Annotated in this window: 16 protein-coding genes and 1 CRISPR repeat array; of the genes, 3 read left to right on the forward strand and 13 right to left on the reverse strand. The window is 65.6% G+C overall.

Annotated elements, in window-relative coordinates:
- Positions 1 to 167: a CRISPR direct-repeat array (repeat unit 36 nt; unit sequence GCTGGGACTTGACAGGAACCGCCGCTTAAGTACATT).
- A 52-nt stretch (positions 168 to 219) separates the two neighbouring features.
- From cas2 to KA261_01760, 13 genes are all read right to left on the reverse strand, one after another.
- Positions 220 to 525, reverse strand: a complete 306-nt coding sequence (cas2, locus tag KA261_01700; GenBank protein ID MBP7696497.1) for a CRISPR-associated endonuclease Cas2 — start codon at positions 523 to 525, stop codon at positions 220 to 222.
- Between the two features lie 41 nt (positions 526 to 566).
- Positions 567 to 1,454, reverse strand: coding sequence for a type II CRISPR-associated endonuclease Cas1 (gene cas1, locus KA261_01705; GenBank protein MBP7696498.1), 888 nt, complete (start codon positions 1,452 to 1,454; stop codon positions 567 to 569).
- A 55-nt stretch (positions 1,455 to 1,509) separates the two neighbouring features.
- Positions 1,510 to 4,275 (reverse strand): type II CRISPR RNA-guided endonuclease Cas9, encoded by a 2,766-nt coding sequence (cas9, locus tag KA261_01710; protein ID MBP7696499.1) that lies wholly within the window; start codon positions 4,273 to 4,275, stop codon positions 1,510 to 1,512.
- Positions 4,276 to 4,784: 509 nt separating this feature from the next.
- Positions 4,785 to 5,531 carry a hypothetical protein gene (locus KA261_01715; GenBank protein ID MBP7696500.1) on the reverse strand — a complete coding sequence of 249 codons (747 nt, stop codon included), beginning with the start codon at positions 5,529 to 5,531 and terminating at the stop codon, positions 4,785 to 4,787.
- On the reverse strand, positions 5,426 to 6,001 hold the full coding sequence (locus tag KA261_01720; protein MBP7696501.1) for a hypothetical protein: 576 nt from the start codon (positions 5,999 to 6,001) through the stop codon (positions 5,426 to 5,428). Before KA261_01720 ends, KA261_01715 begins: the two co-directional genes overlap by 106 nt.
- Positions 6,002 to 6,004: 3 nt before the next feature.
- Positions 6,005 to 6,478 (reverse strand): DUF494 family protein, encoded by a 474-nt coding sequence (locus KA261_01725; GenBank protein ID MBP7696502.1) that lies wholly within the window; start codon positions 6,476 to 6,478, stop codon positions 6,005 to 6,007.
- 234 nt (positions 6,479 to 6,712) lie between these two features.
- The gene (locus tag KA261_01730) at positions 6,713 to 6,904 is read right to left on the reverse strand and encodes a hypothetical protein (GenBank protein ID MBP7696503.1); all 192 of its coding nucleotides are present in this window, start codon (positions 6,902 to 6,904) and stop codon (positions 6,713 to 6,715) included.
- 21 nt (positions 6,905 to 6,925) lie between these two features.
- Entirely contained in the window at positions 6,926 to 7,534 is a 609-nt protein-coding gene (locus KA261_01735; protein ID MBP7696504.1) for a TlpA family protein disulfide reductase, read from the reverse strand.
- Between the two features lie 237 nt (positions 7,535 to 7,771).
- On the reverse strand, positions 7,772 to 9,340 hold the full coding sequence (gene purH / locus KA261_01740) for a bifunctional phosphoribosylaminoimidazolecarboxamide formyltransferase/IMP cyclohydrolase (GenBank protein ID MBP7696505.1): 1,569 nt from the start codon (positions 9,338 to 9,340) through the stop codon (positions 7,772 to 7,774).
- A gap of 53 nt (positions 9,341 to 9,393) precedes the next feature.
- Entirely contained in the window at positions 9,394 to 10,302 is a 909-nt protein-coding gene (locus tag KA261_01745; GenBank protein ID MBP7696506.1) for a phosphoribosylaminoimidazolesuccinocarboxamide synthase, read from the reverse strand.
- Positions 10,292 to 10,900: a phosphoribosylglycinamide formyltransferase gene (purN, locus tag KA261_01750; GenBank protein MBP7696507.1), complete on the reverse strand. Its 609-nt coding sequence runs from the start codon at positions 10,898 to 10,900 to the stop codon at positions 10,292 to 10,294. Before purN ends, KA261_01745 begins: the two co-directional genes overlap by 11 nt.
- Before the next feature lie 84 nt (positions 10,901 to 10,984).
- Positions 10,985 to 11,848: an alpha/beta fold hydrolase gene (locus tag KA261_01755; GenBank protein ID MBP7696508.1), complete on the reverse strand. Its 864-nt coding sequence runs from the start codon at positions 11,846 to 11,848 to the stop codon at positions 10,985 to 10,987.
- Between the two features lie 186 nt (positions 11,849 to 12,034).
- Entirely contained in the window at positions 12,035 to 13,360 is a 1,326-nt protein-coding gene (locus KA261_01760; GenBank protein MBP7696509.1) for a glutamine synthetase, read from the reverse strand.
- Positions 13,361 to 13,650: 290 nt separating this feature from the next.
- On the opposite strand from KA261_01760, the gene KA261_01765 reads away from it, so the two are divergent.
- From KA261_01765 to KA261_01775, 3 genes are read left to right on the forward strand one after another with little or no spacing between them, the layout of a single operon-like run.
- Positions 13,651 to 15,030 carry an L-seryl-tRNA(Sec) selenium transferase gene (locus KA261_01765; protein ID MBP7696510.1) on the forward strand — a complete coding sequence of 460 codons (1,380 nt, stop codon included), beginning with the start codon at positions 13,651 to 13,653 and terminating at the stop codon, positions 15,028 to 15,030.
- A 6-nt stretch (positions 15,031 to 15,036) separates the two neighbouring features.
- The gene (gene selB, locus KA261_01770) at positions 15,037 to 16,941 is read left to right on the forward strand and encodes a selenocysteine-specific translation elongation factor (GenBank protein ID MBP7696511.1); all 1,905 of its coding nucleotides are present in this window, start codon (positions 15,037 to 15,039) and stop codon (positions 16,939 to 16,941) included.
- On the forward strand, positions 16,916 to 18,556 hold the full coding sequence (locus KA261_01775) for an amidohydrolase (GenBank protein MBP7696512.1): 1,641 nt from the start codon (positions 16,916 to 16,918) through the stop codon (positions 18,554 to 18,556). The genes selB and KA261_01775 overlap by 26 nt, the downstream gene beginning before the upstream one ends.
- Positions 18,557 to 18,669 lie beyond the last annotated feature (113 nt).

Raw genomic sequence — 18,669 nt, forward strand, 5'->3', positions numbered from 1 at the left:
GCTGGGACTTGACAGGAACCGCCGCTTAAGTACATTCTATCTCGATGCTATCCTGCTTGTTGGTAGCTGGGACTTGACAGGAACCGCCGCTTAAGTACATTTCGGAAGGAAATTTCCCCGGTGTCACCGTGGCTGGGACTTGACAGGAACCGCCGCTTAAGTACATTATGCCCCCTGTTAATCGTTTGATTAACAGGGGGTTCTCGTCAATAAAATCCATCAGAAAAGCATCAATTGAGCCGGCGGTTGTTCCGGTCGATGCCGTTTTGTCCCCGTAAACACCTCCATCTTGCCGTATTGGCGATCCGTTATCGCCAGCACCCTCACCTCCCCTTCCGGGGGCAGCGCCTCTCGGATTCGCTTGCGGCAAATGTTGGCCCGTTCTTCGCTCCCGCAGTACCTCCCATACACGGACAGTTGCAGCATCAGGAACCCTTCCTTCAGTAAATGCATCCGGAACTGCGCGTACCGGCGCCGGGCCACGTTTGAATCGACCGGCAGATCGAACATCGCCAGCACCCACATACCGCGATACTCCGACGGTACCCTGTCGCCCGCATGCTTCGCTACACCACGGGCAGGCACAGTCCTCTCCGTCTTCCCAGATACACCTGTGCCAGGCTCGCGGCCGCATGGGCGAGAATATCCGGCAGCACTGCCGTTTCATTTTCCACGGCGTGCCGTGTCCCGATGATCCCCCCGATGAGCTGGCGCTTCGCCGCAGCGTCGAGGGTCCCTTCCGGGCCCCGCGTGTCGCACATGCCCAGTACGACCCGGTCCACCGCCGGGCGATACGGTTCCATCAGGTCGTCGGCCAAGCAGTAGGCGTCATAGCGATTGTGGTGGTGAAGTCCCAGCGACGGGTGCAGGCCCGCTCCGCAGATTGCGCGCGCGGCCATGGCCCGCAGTACCGCGTACCCGTAGTTCAGCAACCGGTTCTGGTCCGCCCGGTTCCTGTCCCGGTGAAACGACGTCCCAAACAAAGCCGGCCAGTACCGCCGCGCTGCCTGCCCTTCGATGTTTGATGTGTCCCCGGAGCGCACGTCTCGCGCAAGTCGAAACAGCCCGAAATCCTCTCCCCGCACCCGCCGTAGACAAGCCCCTTGAGCCTGTACCTTCGACCTGACGATCTGCTGCCATAATCGCTTCTTCAGCGTTGGCGGTGCTTCGGCCTGTGCCGTAAGCCGCTCCCCCTGCGTGGTATGCCCCAGCAGCGAGACGAGCATTCCTATCGGCAGGTGCTTCTCGTCGCACACCACGAGCGCACCTCCCGCCTCACAGATCCCCGCCAGCACCCCCTGCGTATAGGATACCGCGGGATTGGAGACAACCAGCGCCGATACATCATTGAGCGGGGTCGTCTGCTCCGAACCGTCTACGCCAATGACGAGTTGTCGATGTCGAATGCTGAGGCGGGCCGGTTGCTCCGAAATATCAAGAAATCTCTCGCCCATGCTCTTGTCATGTTATCGACAGAGGCACAAGCCCCCTTGACCTCTGCCGGCCCCGTCAGTCGGCCGCTCGCCGCACCTCCCCCAGAGGCGTCACCACGACTTTGCGGCAGTTGCGCCTCCTCAAGCTGTCCGGGACAGCTGTCATTCCGGACTTTGGAATCTCCTTCAGCCTCCGAGCATCGTGGATCGGTACGAACCGAATCTGCTTGGATTGAGGGACAGTGCGGACCACGTAGAGCGCTCTGCCCGTTCCCTCGCGATCCAGTTCGATCACGTCCCCGCAGGACAACGAGAAGAGAAACCGACCCCCGTTGCAGTCATCCCGCCTCACGACCGGCTCCCCACGCCGCAACCGCTGCGTCGCCTCGAAAAGACTCACCACCTTTCCCTCCCATCGCACAGCCCCGCCCCCTTCCGCACACACTTCAAACAGAGTGATGTGGTGATTCGCATCCGAGGTCACATGCCGCCGGCGATGGGCGGACCCGACGGGGAATGTCACCAGGTTTTTGGCCAGGCGCACTCGCCGGATGGGAATCCGTATTCCTCCTCCCCCTGAGAGATACGGCTTCTCCACGTCCGCCGCGAACGCCTTCTTGACGTCTCCGCCGGCTTCCTCCACCCGCCGCCGAACCGCGGCTCTGACGACCGGGTCCACTATGTCATCAATATCGCCTTTGTGCAGCGCGGCCAGCGGCTTGCGGATGTGCACCACGGCCCGCCCATCCACAGTGCGGGCTCCGTAGAACGTATCCTGGTGCAACGCCCCGCGCACGCGCCTCGACAGCCGACGGGAGGGTATGACCCGGTCGATGACCGCCTTGATGTCGCCGATGAATCCCGGCCACGGTTCCTCGACATCCTTGAACAGCTTGTCGTACGCTTCAGCCCGCCGCGCCGCCGCCGTGAGGCGCATGACCGTACGGGTATCGGACAGCGCGACCGCCACCGCGTCCACGGCGTGGTGCCGGTGGTCATCGCGCGACTTCAAATCGTCGCGCGACAGCAGGCCGTTCAGCCCATGCGCGTGCCGCACCAGCGCGGTGATCATTCCTGCCGACGCCTGAATGCGCCGCTTTCCTTCGGCGTCCACCCCCTGCGTTCTCCCGCCGCCGTAGAGCATACTCAAATATCTCATGGCCAGCTTGGACGCGTAACGTGTGTCGTTGAGTTGCCGGCTGCAGAATTCATTGATGAATGCGTTGTGTTCCGCCTCTCTCATTTCAAACCGGCGCACTTTCGCCCAGCGCCCCGGCCCCTTGAATTCCCGCACCCGCCCCATGATCTCCTCCCACCTCTCTGTCCGGCCGTACGCCTCCCACGGCGTTCGGCTATGCTTCACCTTGCGATTTTCGTCCGCATGGCATAGCGTCTTGTTCATGAAGGAATCATCAAGGCACCGGCTGAAAGGAATGATGTGTTCGATATCGAACTGTGGTGACCGCCCGAGCAGATCGTGTATGCCAAAGGGCTCTGCCGTGTACGGACACCTCCAGCTGCATTCTTCGGCGAGGAGGATCTTCAGGATGTCGTCCCGGCTCGGGTTCTGTATCCCCGTTTCCTTCCTGATCCGCTCGGCCGCCCGCATTCTGGCCTGCTCGTTTTGGCGCATCTTCTTGGACAATTCCAGCCGCACCTTGGCGGTCTGTCGCAGGTCGCGGGCCAACTCGACTCTGACAAAATCGGGCTTGCCGTATCGCTGCACGACGGCATTGACGACCCGCCTCAGTTCTGTCAGCGACCGGATCACGAGCGGATTGCGAATATCGCCAAGCGCGGACAGCACGCTCGGAAGTTCATCTACCGCCTCCGTCAGACGATTCATCCGCTCGCGGTACTCCGGCACCGCCTCGATTGCGTCGTATAGCTTCGCCCCTTGTCGGAGATGCGGAAGGAGTTTGTCCAGCGCTTGTCTGGAGAAGGCGCAATGGCCGGGCTCGAGTCGAATCTCGGTCAGCCGTTTCGCTTGCTCCGGCGCAAGTCCCCACTTCCTCTGCCCTCGCCGCGCCAGCGCCCCGTCGTTCACGATCGACCGCACGTCCTCGACCACCGCCTCTCTGTCTGCCTCCGTCAAATCCCTCCATCGCTCCAGGCCGAACACACCCGCCAACTGGGCCGCCGTTCTGTTTCCCTTGATTCTCTTCTCGCCGCCGCGCTCCAGGTTGAACACCGTCCCGCGCAGCGAGGGAATGCCCCCTCTTCCACGAAAACTGCTGTATGTCGCTTCCGCCGTCGCCTCCAGCCTTTCGATGATCGCCTCCCGCTCCTCCGACGAAAGCGCCCTCACCTCCCCGGTTGATTTGTCTATCACCGCCAGATTATTCACAGTCTGAAGATACCGGAAGCGCTGCGCCGAGAGGTGCTCCCAAGAGGCCCGTCGGTACTTCGGCTCGAGTTCGCATTTCCCTACAAAGCGTTTCTGGCTTTTCAGCGGCCGCTGGTAGAAGATAATCTCGCGGATCTTCTCGCGCAGATCCGGGAGGAGCACGTCTGGAGCGAAACCGGCCTGAGTGTTCCACAGCGCGTCGAACTCCTGTTCATACATGTGGCGCCCGGTGTACCGGTCCCGAATGCGTGTGCCGCCTCCCTCGATTGAGGCGAAATACTCGCCGATAGTCCGCGCTCCCACCGAAGCCATCTCGCGCTCGAGGTCCAGGATTCCCTGTCTGACTTTGCCCGCCTCATCCTCGTCCTTGGGCGCCGAACGCCGGTTGCTGAGAAAGCCGCGTCGTTGCGCCAGGTGATAAAGCGCCCGTCCGAATTCGTAGGGCTCCAACCGCTCGGAAATCCCCCGACGCCGCAGCTGATACGGCGATTCCATGGAACAATCCAACCGCTTAAAGAACTCGTGTCGCGCCGCGCTGTCCCGAATGTCCGCCAGCGGTAACAGACCAACTGTCTGTAGGAAGTTCGCCAGCCGACTCGTGCGTCGTGCCTGCCGCTCGAGCCGCCGGCGTATCGACCGCGCCTCCCTGCGCTGCATGTTTCGCGACTTTCCACGGGCGTCTGTTTCCAGCTCGTCCAACCCAGCCTCGAAGACTCGCACGCCCGCCGCGACTACTCCCGTCGGCATGCCGCCCTCGTGACTCAGAACCGCCCACCCAACAGAATTCGTGCCGATATCCAAACCGAGTATGGTGCGACTTTCTTTGCTCACAGCCAATCCTCCCAGTCATTTTGCGCTTGACAAAGCCGCTTTCCAGCCCCAAAATACGAATGAATGTACTTAAGCGGCGGTTGTCTGTCAACTTCCAGTAAGAGACAACTGTCTCGAAGGATATGCCCTACGGGGTATCGACGCCGGTCCAGACCGGCGTCACTTTTTTCCCCCTACCGCTTCCCCAGCATCGCCGCCACCCGCGCCACCAGCCGCCGCGCCACCTCCCCTTTCGCCAAGAGCGGCCACTCCTCCGCCTCCCCGTCCCGCCCGATCACCTGCACCCGATTGGTGTCGGTCAGGAAGCCCGAGTCCGCCGACGGCTCGTTCAGGACAATCAGATCGAGTTTCTTCTCCCGAAGTTTCCGCCGCGCGTTGGCCACCCCGTCGGTCGTCTCCAGCGCAAACCCGACCACAATCTGCCCGGCCCGCTTGCCCGCCGCGACATCCTTGAGGATATCCCCCGTCGCTTCAAGCTCAAGCCGCAAGTTCTTGATACGCTTGATCTTCTCGGATGAGATCCGGGACGGCCGATAGTCGGCGGGAGCCGCCGCCATCACCAGGCAGTCGCACTGCGCGAACCGCTCCCCGACCGCCCGATGCAGCTCGGCGGTCGACTCCACGCGCACGAGGACCACGCCCTCGGGGGCGGCCAGTTCCACCGGCCCGGAGATGAGCGTGACAGAGGCGCCCTGCTCGGCTGCGGCCGCGGCGATCGCATACCCCATTTTCCCGGAAGAATAATTTGTGATATAGCGCACCGGGTCGATGACCTCGCGGGTCGGCCCGGCCGTGACCAGGAACCTACGCCCGGTCAGGCTTTTTTTTTTGCCCGGCCCTTGGGCGCCGCGAAGAACCCCTCGATCGCCCGGAGAATCACCTCCGGCTCGGCCATCCGCCCCACGCCGTAGTCCTCGCACGCCATCTCCCCCTCGGCCGGCTCCACCACCCGGTAGCCGAGACTGAGAAGGGTCTTGAGATTGCGCTGCGTCACCGGGTTCCGCCACATCTGCGGATTCATGGCCGGCGCGATCATAATCGGTTTGCCCGAGGCGCACACCACCGTGGTGAGCAGATCATCCGAAATTCCCGAGGCTGCCTTGCCGATAAAGTTGGCCGTTGTCGGCGCCACCACGATCAGGTCGGGCCAGTGCGCGAGATCGATGTGCCGTGTCGCCACATACTCCCCGTGGGCGAACATTTCGACCGCCACCGGCCGCGCCGACACCGTCTCCATCGTCAGCGGCGTGATGAATTCGGTGGCGGCCCGGGTCATCACCACCTGCACCTCGGCCCCGGCTTTGACCAGCGCACGCACGAGATAGGGGACTTTGTAGCAGGCGATGCCGCCGGTGAGACCGACGAGAATCTTCTTGTTCGTCAGTGACATGGATTAGTTGACGTGAAGCGACCGGTCGGGCGACGCCTCGCCCAGCGAAAGCTCATCGAAATCCTCAAGGTCGGCCAGCACCACCGACGACGCGATCAGCTTGATCTGCTCCAGCGACACCGACTTCGACCCGAACACCGACACCCGCTCCATGATCCCCTCGAACTGCTCATGATCCACCAGCGACAGATTCACCAGCTTCAGCAGGAATCCCTGCGCCTCCGGCTCCAACTGCATCCGCTCCATCGGCGTGAGGATCCGGGTCGAGGCGTTCATGAGCGGGATCTCCGAGAAATACTGCTCCGGGGTGTTGTCAAACCGCTGCAGGAGCCAGGAGTAGGCCGACGAGATCTCGTCCTGCGAATACCCCTCGGCCTCGAGCACCGTCGAGAGATCCTCGCTCCCGGCCAGATTCCCCTTGTTCCCCTGCATGAAATCTATAAGGAAAACGACTATTTCAAGTATCCGATTTCGCATGTAAGCGCCTTGACCTCTACCTTTCCTACCTCGGGCAAGATACTACCGGAAGTTGATATTTCCAAACGATATTTCCTCTGCCGGTTCCGAGTTCGTGGAAAGCCTGTATCATGGTGAAAATCAACTTCTTCGGCCGGCCCGGCGGGCGGCGGGCCGCCTCCCCGGCCCGCAAAAAAAAGGCGCCGCCCCGAATGAGGCGGCGCCGCAATCAGCGGCATCCGGCTGTGCGCACCCCTATGGGCACGGCACCGGGATGCACACGTCCCAGCACGGATAGGGCGGGATCTCGGAGCAGTACATCACCCAGATGCAGCACTTCGGCCGCGCCTGGGCATTGTCCGCAAAGGTCGCCACGAGTCCGCCGGTCACAATCGCGACGAGCGCGAATATCAGGACCAGCGTCTTCATCCTGCGGAGTGCGTTCATTGGTTTCACCTCCTCAAACGGTTAGGGTATCGCATTCTCCGGCGTCTCCGGAGTTTTCTGCTCAAGCTTCCCTGCCTCGGCCGCCCGGGCCTCAATCTCCGCCTGCTGCGTCGATCCCGCGACCCCCGGCCACCGCCCCGCCACCTGCCCGGTTGGCGAAATGAGCAGCGTCTGCGGCACCACCGTGCCGCCATAGGCTTCCACGATGTAGGGGTCGCCGGCCGCAATCACCGGGAACGCGACTCCCTGCGCCGCGGCGTACCCCCGCACTTCATCCGGCTCTCCCGTGCACATCCCGATCACGCGCACGTTCCGCCCGGCGAACCGGTGCGCCAGCTCGTTCCAGAAGGGGATATTGTCCTTTCCGCGCGACGACCGCATCGTGAGCCAGCACAGCAGCGTGGCCGGCTCTCCCGGCCCGTACGAGAGCCGGCAGATGCCGCCGGTGACATCGGCCGCCTGAAGCGGCGGCACCTCCGAGCCGGTCTGCTGCGCGGCCACGAACGCCGCCGGATCCCGAAGCATCTGCCGCAGCCGGCCGTTGTCGACCAGGAGAAAGCCGATCGCGATGAGCGCCGCCGCGAGCAGTATGGTGACCGTCGCCGCGTACCGATAGTGGCCGAATTGCATAATCACGTGCCGGGCCGGACCGCCCGGTGGCCGCCCGGTCCGCACCGAAGACGATGTTAATGACTTGATCGAATGCGAAAGCTTGGGGCCAATATGTCCCGGCCGCCGAAACAGTGTCAAGAGGAAGTTTTTGCCCGCCCCGCTCCCGAAAAACGCGGGCCGGGTTCCGCGGAACCCGGCCCCCATCCGACTCGTAGTTTGGCAGACGCGGTGCGCCGGTCGCCGCCGGCGCCGGACTCAATGCTTGAAATGCCGGTGTCCGGTCAGCACCATCGCCGCCCCGGCTTTGTCGGCCGCGGCGATCGCCTCGTCGTCCCCCTTTGAACCGCCCGGCTGAATGATCGCGGTCACCCCCGCGTCGGTGCCCACCTCGACGCCATCCGGCATCGGGAAAAACGCATCCGAGGCCATCACCGAGCCCCGGGCCCGCTCGCCCGCCCGCTTCACCGCCATGAAACCGGAATCCACCCGCGAGGTCTGCCCCATCCCGATCCCCACCGTCGCCGTTCCTTTTGCCAGCACGATGGCGTTTGACTTGGTGTGTTTCACGACTTTCCACGCGAACAGCAGCGACCGGATCTCCTCCGGCGTGGGCGCGCGTTTGGTCACGACCGTGAGCGCGTCCGGATTGGTCTCGATATCGTCGGTGTCCTGCCGCAGCAGCCCGCCCCGGATCGGCTTGTCGGCCAGTTGCCCGCGGGGCCAGCCGAGGGTGATCGACGGCAGCGCGAGAATCCGCCGCGCCTTCTTCTTCGTCAAGAGCGCGAGCGCCTCGTCGGTGAACGACGGGGCGATCATGCACTCGACAAACGGCGTCTCGTGGAGGAGCCGGGCGCACGCGAGGTCAACCTCCCGGTTGAGACCGATGATCGACCCGAACGCCGACAGCGGGTCGCTCGCGTAGGCCGCCTCGTAGGCCTCGGCGATCGTTGCCCCGGTCGCCGCCCCGCACGGATTGGCGTGTTTCAACACGCAGGCGAACGGTTCCGTGAAATCCAGCAGCATGTCCAGGCAGGAGTCGAGGTCGCCGTAGTTGTTGTACGAGAGCTCCTTTCCGGCCAGGATCCGGGCCTCCAGCAGCGTCGGCCCCCCGTACCCGTCGCGCGCGTAGAGGGCCGCCTCCTGGTGCGGGTTCTCGCCGTACCGCAGCGCCGAGCGGAGACTGTAACTCGGGCGGTACTGCGGCGCGAACTTCGCCCCCGCCTGCCCGGCGCCGGCGAAATATCCGGCGATCGCCGTGTCGTAGCGCGCCGTCAGCGCGAACGCCTTGGCCGCGCACCGGCGGCGAAACGCCCGCGTCGTCCCCCCGTCGTGCGCGTTCATCTCCGCAATCAGCTCGGCGTAATCGCCGGGATCGACCACCACCGCCACCCCGTCGTGGTTCTTCGCCGCCGATCGGACCATGGACGGTCCCCCGATATCGATATTCTCGATCACCTCGTCGTCAGTGGCCCCCGCCTTCGCCACCGTCTGCTCGAACGGATACAGATTGACGACCACGAGATCGATCAGTTTGTACTCGTGCTGGGTCATCGTCTCCAGGTGCGCTTCCACATCCCGCCGCGCGAGCAGCCCGGCGTGGATGCGCGGGTGGAGGGTCTTCACCCGCCCGTCCAGAATCTCCGGCGACCCGGTGAAGGCCGACACCGAGACCGCGTGGGCCCCGGCCTTCTTGAGCGCCTGCAGCGTCCCCCCCGTCGACAGGATCTCCACCCCCCGCTTCTCCAACTCGAGCGCCAGCTGGGTGATGCCGGTCTTGTCCGATACCGAGATGAGCGCGCGTTTGATCTTCACTGTATCTTCCATGTCTCTGCTTCCCCTGATCGGGTTGTGTCATTCCTGCTTCATGAGCCGCGCGGCTATCGGCCGGTGAGGAGGCGCTGCGCCTCGCGGTAGCGCGCCGCCGAGGCCTGCACTACCTCCTCCGGCAGCCGCGGCGCCGGCGGTTTCTTGTTCCAGTCCAGCGCGTCCAGGTAGTCGCGGATCGGCTGCTTGTCGAATGAGGGCTGCCCGCGGCCGATTGCGTAGGTGTCCACCGGCCAGAACCGGCTGGAATCGGGCGACAGCACCTCGTCGATCAGCATGAACCGCCCGTCCTTGTAGCCAAATTCGAACTTGGTGTCGGCGATAATAATCCCCCTGGTCCGGGCGTAGTCCGCGGCTTTCGTGTAGATCGCCAGCGAGCTGTCGCGGCACCGCTGCGCCGTCTCCGCGCCCACGAGCCCCACCAGCTCGCGGTAGCTGATGTTGATGTCGTGCCCGTCGTCGTTCTTGGTCGAGGGCGTGAAGATCGGGCGGGGGAGCTGTTCCGACTCGCCCAGAGCCGGCGGGAACTCAAATCCGTGCACCGCGTTGGTTCCCCGCTTTCGCGCCTCCTGCAGTTCCTTCCACATCGACCCGGAAATGTACCCCCGCACGATGCACTCGGCCTCCACCCGGTCGGCTTTGGCCACGATCATCGAGCGCCCCTCGAGCTGCTCCCGGTAGGCGCGCAGCGCCGCCGGGTACCGGTCGACGTCGGCCGTGACCAGGTGGCTCTCGACCACATCGCTGAGGAAGTCGAACCAGAACAGCGACATCTGCGTGAGTACCCGCCCCTTGCCGGGGATGCCGTTCGGCATGACCACGTCGAACGCCGAAATGCGGTCGGTCGCCACGAACAACAGCGTGTCGCCGAGATCGTAAATGTCCCGCACCTTCCCCCGCCGCATCAGGGGGTACTCGCGGATCTCGGTCTGCATCACCACCCGATCCGTCTCAGCCGCCATATTCACCTCGAATGAGTTTGTCCAGCACCCGGGCGTACCAGCGATGTTCCTGTTCCAGCACGCGCGCCGCCAGCGTCTCCGGCGTGTCCCCCGGCAGGATCGGCACCCGCTGTTGGTGGAGCACCGCGCCGTGGTCGTACGCCTCGTCAACCAGGTGGATCGTCAGCCCCGATTCCTTCTCCCCGGCCGCCAGCACCGCCTCGTGCACGAAATGTCCGTACATCCCCTTGCCCCCGTATTTCGGCAGCAGCGCCGGGTGGATGTTCACGACCCGCCGCGGGTATGCGCGGAGGATATTTCCCGGAAGGAGTTTCAGGTAGCCGGCGAGCGCGATCCACTCCACGCCGTGCTCCTTCAGCACGCGCAGGAGCGCCGCCTGCCCCTCCTCCGGGGTTGCGTAGTCCGCCTCCTTGTAGACGAACACGGGGATCTGGACCTGCCGGGCCCGCTCCAGCCCGAACGCCTTGCGCAGGTTTGACACCACCAGCGCGATCTCTCCCGAGAGGATCCCGCACTTCGAGGCATCGATCAGCGCCTGGAGGTTGCTGCCCCCGCCGGAGAGAAATACGCCGATCCGGGGCCGTCTGCCGTCTGCCATCCTGTCCGTTTGTCCCTCGCTTGCCGCCTTGCCTTCACCGGCCGGTCCGCCAAGGTGCTAAGTATACGCCTTCGCCGGCCAAAGTCAAACCTTCTCTGCCGCCCGCAGAAACGCCCCCGTATCCCCATCAAACTGCTCCGGTATCTCCATGTTCACCATGTGCCCGACGCCCCGGTGGATGATCACCCGGCTGCCCGCGATCCGCTTGCCCAACTCCTGTGCGAGCGGCGCGAACACCTTATCCTTCTCCCCGGCGACGATCAACGTCGGCGCCGTGATCGTGTGCACCCGCTCGACGTCGTTTCCCGGACTCGGGTACTTCCCCCGGCGTTCGTCCAGCCACGCCGCCCCCGAGTACTCGCGCATCATCTGTTCCAGCCGGTCGCGGATGGAACGCTGATCCTCGCGGTAGACGCGGAGCCCGTACTCGATCCACCGCTCGCGCACGTACGCGAGCCCCCGGGCGGCCGCCGCGGCGAAATCCTCCCCCTGCTCCTGATGCGCCCGGCGGCGGATCTCTCGCCCCTGTTCCTCCGCCCGCTCCATCTTCCGGCCGATATTCCACCCGGCGGCGCTCGTCGACACGAGCGTCAGCGACACCAACCGCGCCTGGTCCCGCAGCGCGTACCCGAGAGCCGTCGATCCCCCCATCGACAATCCCACCAGGTGAAACCGCTCAAGCCCCAGGCGGTCGGCGAACCGGGCGAGGTCCTCCACCCGGTCGGCCCGGCTGTACCCGGTCGCCGGCGCATCCGACCGGCCGTGCCCCCGCGCATCCGGCACAATGACCGGAAACTCCCGCGCGAGGAACTCGCGGGTCTCGCTCCACATCCGGCGGTCGAGGGTGAATCCGTGCAGCAGCACCACTGGCGCCCGCCCGGCGGCGCTCGCCGCCGGTCCGCTCGTCTCGTAGTAGAGGCGAAAATCGCCCAGCGACACGTACGGCATCCTTTGCTCCTTTCGCACCGGATCATCCGGCAACTTCCCCCTGGCATGATACGTCGCCGCCCGGCCCGCGGTCAATGGCCGCCGCGCCGCCTGAACGGCCCCGCCCCCAAAAAGAAGCGGGTCCGCCGCCGCGGCGTGCAGCCGCGGAGGCGGACCCGTTCACTCGTCCCGGCCGTCGGTCCGGTCTCACATGACCGGGAGGTACTTCTCCACCTCGAACGCGCTCACGTGGATGCGGTACTGGTCCCACTCAATGCGCTTGTTCTCGATCAGCTTGGTGAAGACGTGCTCGCCGAGCACTTCCCGCATGAGCTGCGACTCCTCGAACATCCGCACGGCATTCTCCAGCGAATTGGGGAGGACTTCGATGTTCAGGCGGGCCTTCTGCTCTTCCGACATGTCGTAGATATTTTCCTCCACCGGGTCGGGGAGCGTCAGGCGCTGCTCGATCCCCTGGAGCCCGGCCGCCAGCATCGCCGCGAAGGCGAGGTAGGGATTGGCCCCCGGGTCGGGGGAGCGCAGCTCGATGCGCGTGGCCCGCTCCTTGCCCACACGGTGCGCCGGCACCCGCACCATGCTCGACCGGTTCCGGCGTCCCCACGATATGTACACGGGCGCTTCGTACCCCGGCACCAGCCGCTTGTAGGAATTCACCCACTGGTTGGTCACCAGCGTGAACTCCCTCACGTATTTGAGAATCCCCGCCGTATACTGCCGGCCGATCTCCGACAGCCCGTACTGGTCGGTGCCGTTGGCGAACAGGTTCTTGTCCCCCATGAAGAGGGACTGGTGGCAGTGCATCCCGGAACCGTTCTCGCCGAAAACCGGCTTGGGCATGAAGGTCGCGTACAGCCCGTGCTGCATCGCCACCTGCTTCACCACGAACTTGTAGACCTGGGCGAAATCGGCCATCACCAGCGCCTCCTGGTACTTCAGGTCGATTTCATGCTGCGAGGGCGCCACCTCGTGGTGGGAGCACTCCACCGGAATCTCCATCGCCTCCAGCGCATTCACCGTCGCCTTGCGCACCTGCGATCCCTTGTCGACCGTCCCCATGTCGAAATACCCGTCCACGTCGATCAGGTCGGTCGTCCGCTCGTCGCGCAGGTAGAAGTATTCGAGCTCCGGCCCCACGTAGAACGTCCAGCCGCGCTCGGCCACTTTCTGCAGCTGCCGGCGCAGGACCCACCGCGGATCGCCGTCGTAGGGCGTTCCGTCGGGCAGGACGATGTCGCAGAACATCATGGCCAGCCGCTCCCCCGACGACTCCCAGGGCATGATCCGGAAAGTCACCGGGTCCGGCATCGCCAGCAGGTCCGACTCCTCGATCCGGGCGAATCCTTCCACCGAGGATCCGTCGAACGGCTGGCCTTCCTCCAGGACCTGTTCGATCTCCGTTCGCGGGATTGACATACCCTTGATGCGGCCGAGAATATCGGTGAAACAGAGGCGGATATAGCGCACCCCGCCGTCGTCCATTAATCTGAGAATCTCCTGCTTCGTCTTCGTCATCGCTTGTCTCCTGGTACCGGTTTGACGTTGGTCGGGTGACCCGCCCATTTTGGAAGCGGACAATAAACTAGGAATGGCGGTAAAAACAATAAAAATCCTGCGCGGTTCGGCGAAATTTCCCCGCACCGTGGACAAAAGGGAGTCGGTCGACCCATGATCCCGCCCCGGTCGGGGGCTGCCCCCGGTCTGCGCCCGGCCCCGGCCCTGCTTTTTCCGTTGACTTGCCCCCCGCTTTGGCGATTATTGGGAGGCGGGCGCCGCCGGCGGCGCCCCGGGATCCGGGTAACACTATGACCGACAAAATCATTTCCCATCCGCGCGACTTCCCCGCCGTCGAGGAGCTCCTCCAGCACCCCCGCCTGGCCGATCTCATCGCCCGTTTGCCCCGTCCGGTCGCCGCCGACGTTGTCCGGGCCGTCGTCGCCGAGGCCAAATCCCGGCTGACGAGCCAAGACCGGCCGCTGACCCGCGACGACCTTCTCGCCGCCCTCCGGGCCGCTCTCCGTGCGGCCGGCCGACAGGCCGCCGCCCGGGTCATCAACGCCACCGGCATCGTCGTCCACACCAATCTCGGACGCGCCCCCCTTCCGGCCGATCTCTTTGACGCCATCAAGCACTCCGTCACCGGCTACGGGAACACCGAATTCAGCCTGGAAACCGGCCGCCGGGGCGGCCGGGGCGGGGCGGCCGAAAGCTACCTCGCCTTGCTCGCCGAGGCCGAGGCCGCCACCGTTGTCAACAACTGCGCCGCGGCGCTCTTTCTGGCCCTCAATTCCCTGGCCGCCCGCAAGGAGGTCCTCATCTCGCGGGGCGAGCTGGTCCAGATCGGCGGCGGCTTCCGCATCCCCGATATTCTCCGCAAATCAGGCGCCCGGCTCCGGGAAGTCGGCACCACGAACATTACCACGATCGCGGACTACGCCTCTAATATCGACCCGAAGCGCACCGGGCTTATCCTGAAAGTCCACAAAAGCAATTTCACCCAGGCTGGCTTCACCGAGGAGGTTTCCCTCCGCGATCTGGTCGCGCTCGGCCGCGAGCACAACCTCCCGGTGATGAACGATCTCGGCAGCGGCCTCTTCATCGACACCCTCCCCCTCCTTGGCTACTCCGAACCGACTGTCCAGCAATCGGTTCGTGCCGGCGCCGTGCTCACAACCTTCTCCGGCGACAAACTCCTCGGCGGCGTCCAGGCCGGCCTCCTGGTCGGCCGGGCCGAGATCATCCGCACGATCAAGAAGAACCCGCTCTTTCGCACCATGCGCGTCGACAAAATCGTCTTCTCCGCCCTCGAGCGCCTCTTCTCCATCTACCTCGGTGGCACCTGGCAAACCGACATCACGCTCTGGCGCCTGCTCGCCCTCCCCGAATCCGAGCTGTACAAGCGGGGTAAGAAAATCCTGGCCGACCTGGGGCAGCCCGAGGACCTCTCGGTGGAAGCCACCCAGGCATTCGTCGGCGGAGGCGCCCTCCCCGAGGCCGCCATCCCCTCGGTCGCCGTGTGCTTCTCCAAAACCCGCAACGCCGCCGCCCTGCTGGCCGCCTTCCGCGACCGCGACCTCCCCATCATCGGTCGGATCGAAAACGATCGCTTCCTCCTCGACCTGAAAGCGGTCGAAACAGAGGATTTGCCGGCTCTCACCGAAGCCATCCGGTCGGTCCTCGGGTAATCGGCTATGATCGTCGTTGGCACCGCGGGACACATAGACCACGGCAAGTCGGCCCTCGTCAAACGCCTCACCGGCACCGACCCCGACCGTCTCCCGGAGGAGAAGGCGCGCGGCATGACCATCGACCTCGGCTTCGCCTTCTACCGCACGCCCGCCGGCGCCACCGTCGCCTTCATCGATGTTCCCGGCCACGAGCGGTTTGTCAAGAACATGATCGCAGGGGCCGGCGGGATCGACGCCGTGATGCTCGTGATCGCCGCCGATGACGGCTGGATGCCGCAGACCGAGGAGCACTTTCAGGTGGTTCGCCTGCTCGGGGTACGGCACGGCCTGGTGGTGATCAACAAGACCGACCTCGTCGAGCCCGACTGGCTGGAGCTCCTGACCGCGGACATCGGCGCGCGCCTGGCCGGCACCTTCCTCCACGACGTCCCGGTCTTTGCGGTCTCCGCGGCCACCGGCGCCGGTTTCGATCCCCTGCGCGAATACCTCAACCGCCTCCCCGGCCTCGTCGCCTCGCGCAAAGACATCGGGAAAGCCCGCCTCTTCATCGACCGCTCCTTCGTCCGGCCCGGCATCGGCGGCGTGGTGACCGGCACCCTGCGCGGCGGCTCTCTGCGCCTCGGCCAGACGGTCGGCGTCTGGCCCGCCCGCACCGTCGGCAAAATCCGGTCGCTCCACTCCGGCGGCGACAGCGTCGACCTCGCCGAACCGGGCCAGCGCACCGCCGTCTCCTTCACCGGCGTCGACCGCGAACAGCTCCTCCGCGGCGGGGTCATCACCGACCGCACCGACCTCGAGTACTTCCCGCACCATCCGGTGCTCGCCCTCTCGCTCGAACTTCTCCCCAACGCCCCGGTCGCCCTGGAGGACCGGCGCCGCGTCCTCCTCATAGTCGGCACCACGGAGGTCGAGGGGGAGATTCGCCTCTTCCGCGCCGAGGAGATCCGGCCCGGCGGCTCCGGCCTGGTTTTCTTCCAGCCCGACCAGCCCGTCTACGCCCTCATCGGCGACCGCTGCATCATGCGCCTGCCGACACCGATGGTCACGCTCGGCGGCGGCCAGGTGCTCGACCACCTCCGCTTCTTCCCCCGCCGCCGCGCCCTCGACCGCTACGACTATCTTCTCCTCCGGAGCAGCGGCCGACTGGAGGATCTCGTCCGTTCGGAACTGCAGAAACGCACCGCTGTCCACCGCCCGCACCTGCTCGAACACGCCGACTGCGCCGAGACCGCCATCAACCAGGCCGTCACCCGCCTCATCGACTCCGGCCAGGCCGCCCTCTACCGGGGATACGTTTTCGAGCCGACCGCATTTGCCCAGGCTCTCGAGCGCTTCAAGCGACGTCTCGAGAAACACTTCGAGCGCAAGTCCCACCTCAAGGGAGTCCCGATCGAGACGCTCCAGCAGCTCTCCCCCTACGGCCGCGAGACGACCGACCTCCTCATCCAGTACGCCCTGGAGAACCGGATCCTGGTGCGGCACGACGACGAGTACTCCGTCGCCGGGCGCGGCATGACTCTCGCCGGCCCCGTCCGCACCGCCTACGACGAGATCATGGCCGCACTCCGGGCCGACCCCTGGGCGCCGCCTAAACTCGCCGATCTGACCTCCCGCGGCAAGGCGCACCGCGAGGCGATCCGCTTCATCCTCGACTCCCGCGAGGGGCACAAGTGCGGCGCCGATTTCATCTTCCTCGCCGACACCTGGCAGACCGTCCTCGCCTACATCCGCGAACGGCTCGACCGGACCGGCGAACTCGCCATCACCGACCTCCGCGACCGCTTCGGCTTCACCCGCAAATTCGCCGTGCCCATCCTCGAGGAAACCGATCGCCTCCGGCTCACCCGCCGCGAGGGCGACCTCCGCGTCAAAGGAGAACGCTATGAAGTCCCGCTCGCTGATCTATAACGCCAACATCCTGACTCAGGACCGCCGCCTCGCGGTCGATTCGATGGCGATCGAGCGTGGGCGGATCGTCGCCGTCGGCGACAACCTCCGCGGCGTCGGCCCTTTCGCCGGTTTCGACCGCATCGACCTCAGGCGCCGGACCGTCGTGCCCGGCTTTGTCGACGCCCACACCCACTTCTACTACTACGCCCTCTCCCTCGGGCGCATCGACCTCCACGGCGTCGATTCCCTGGACGAGTGCCTTCGCCTCATCCGTGGCTTCTGCCGCGGCCTTGGCCCCGATGACTGGGTGGTCGGTGAGGGCTACCGCCCCGATCTCTTCGCCGGACGAGTCGAACCGGACCGCCGCCAGCTCGACCGAGTGGTCGGCCGCCGCCCGGCGTTCATTTTCTCGCATGACCAGCACTCGGCCTGGGTGAGCACGCGGGCGCTGGAACTCGCCGGCCTCACCCGGCGCACGCCGGATCCGGCCGGCGGAGTCATCGAGCGCGACCCCGATGGTTCTCCGCGCGGCCTCCTCCGCGAGATCCCGGGCTACGACCCGGTGTTCCGGCTCATACCCGCGCCCTCGCGGCCGCTCCTCGACCGCCTCTATGGGCGGGCCCTGGCGCAGGCCTACCGCCGGGGCGTCACCGGCGTGCACTCGTTCGATGGTCCGGCGGGGTTCGCCTGGTTCATCGAACGCGCCGCCCGCGGTGCGCTCGGCCTCCGCATCAACTACTACGCCCCCGCCCCGGGCCTGCCCGAACTGCGCGCTGCCGGCACCCGCTACGGCGCCGGCGATGACTTCCTCCGCGTCGCCGGCATCAAGATTTTCGCCGATGGTTCCCTGGGGAGCCGGACCGCCCTGTGCTATCAGCCGTACCGCGACGACCGGCGGAACCGCGGCGTCGAGGTCACCCCGCCGGGCAAGATCGCTTCGCTTGCGCGCGCGGCCGCCCGCCTCGGCCTTCCCTGCGCCATCCACGCCATCGGCGACCGCGCCGTCGCGAATGTCCTCGACGCGCTCGCGGCCGCCCCGCCCCTCCGCCCGCCCGCCCGCCACCGCATCGAACATCTCCAACTGGTCCGCCGCCGGGATCTCCCGCGCCTGAAGAAATTGAATATTGTCGCCTCCGTGCAGCCGCAGCAGACGGTTTCCGACATCGAGATGGTCCGCGCCGCCTGGGGCGGGCGCGCCAAGGACGCTTACATCTTCCGCGCCCTGCTCGATCTCGGCATTGATCTGGCGTTCGGCTCGGACGTGCCGATTGAGCCGCTCGATCCGCTCGCCGGAATCGCCGCCGCCGTCCGCCGCGCCCACGGACCCGGCGAGGCCTTCCCCGATTCCGGTCCCGCCGGAAAGCGGGCCCGGCGCGGCGCTGGCCGTGACGTCTTTCATCCGGAGCAGCGGATCACCGCGGCCGAGGCGCTCTTTGCCTTCACCGCCGGCCCGGCTATCGCCGCCGGCCAGGCCGAATGCCGCGGCCGCCTCCTCCCCGGCTACCCGGCCGACTTCGTCATCCTCTCGCAGGACCCCACCCGCGTCGCCCCGCTGCGCCTCTACGACACCGAGATCCTCGCGACCGTGCTGGACGGAAAGGTGAAATACACGGCGCAGGGGTTTTCATTGTAGGGAAGATAACAGCCGCCTTCGGCCGCTCAAGCGCGCCGCGGACAATGCCGCACGGTGCTCCCCTTTAGTCCATTCGGTTGGGACCACGAACAGCCGCCCCCCTGCGGTTGTGG

It is taken from the genome of Candidatus Zixiibacteriota bacterium (assembly GCA_017999435.1).
In the GTDB taxonomy this organism is placed as follows: Bacteria; Zixibacteria; MSB-5A5; order GN15; family FEB-12; genus JAGNLV01.

Coding starts and splice junctions, on each gene's coding strand:
- KA261_01760 (MBP7696509.1), bottom strand. CDS start 13,360: ATGACGAAGACGAAGCAGGAGATTCTCAGATTAATGGACGACGGCGGG.
- cas2 (MBP7696497.1), bottom strand. CDS start 525: ATGTGGGTGCTGGCGATGTTCGATCTGCCGGTCGATTCAAACGTGGCC.
- purN (MBP7696507.1), bottom strand. CDS start 10,900: ATGGCAGACGGCAGACGGCCCCGGATCGGCGTATTTCTCTCCGGCGGG.
- KA261_01755 (MBP7696508.1), bottom strand. CDS start 11,848: ATGCCGTACGTGTCGCTGGGCGATTTTCGCCTCTACTACGAGACGAGC.
- KA261_01735 (MBP7696504.1), bottom strand. CDS start 7,534: ATGCAATTCGGCCACTATCGGTACGCGGCGACGGTCACCATACTGCTC.
- KA261_01725 (MBP7696502.1), bottom strand. CDS start 6,478: ATGCGAAATCGGATACTTGAAATAGTCGTTTTCCTTATAGATTTCATG.
- KA261_01720 (MBP7696501.1), bottom strand. CDS start 6,001: ATGTCACTGACGAACAAGAAGATTCTCGTCGGTCTCACCGGCGGCATC.
- KA261_01745 (MBP7696506.1), bottom strand. CDS start 10,302: ATGGCGGCTGAGACGGATCGGGTGGTGATGCAGACCGAGATCCGCGAG.
- KA261_01765 (MBP7696510.1), top strand. CDS start 13,651: ATGACCGACAAAATCATTTCCCATCCGCGCGACTTCCCCGCCGTCGAG.
- cas9 (MBP7696499.1), bottom strand. CDS start 4,275: ATGGAATCGCCGTATCAGCTGCGGCGTCGGGGGATTTCCGAGCGGTTG.
- cas1 (MBP7696498.1), bottom strand. CDS start 1,454: ATGGGCGAGAGATTTCTTGATATTTCGGAGCAACCGGCCCGCCTCAGC.
- KA261_01775 (MBP7696512.1), top strand. CDS start 16,916: ATGAAGTCCCGCTCGCTGATCTATAACGCCAACATCCTGACTCAGGAC.
- purH (MBP7696505.1), bottom strand. CDS start 9,340: ATGGAAGATACAGTGAAGATCAAACGCGCGCTCATCTCGGTATCGGAC.
- KA261_01730 (MBP7696503.1), bottom strand. CDS start 6,904: ATGAACGCACTCCGCAGGATGAAGACGCTGGTCCTGATATTCGCGCTC.
- selB (MBP7696511.1), top strand. CDS start 15,037: ATGATCGTCGTTGGCACCGCGGGACACATAGACCACGGCAAGTCGGCC.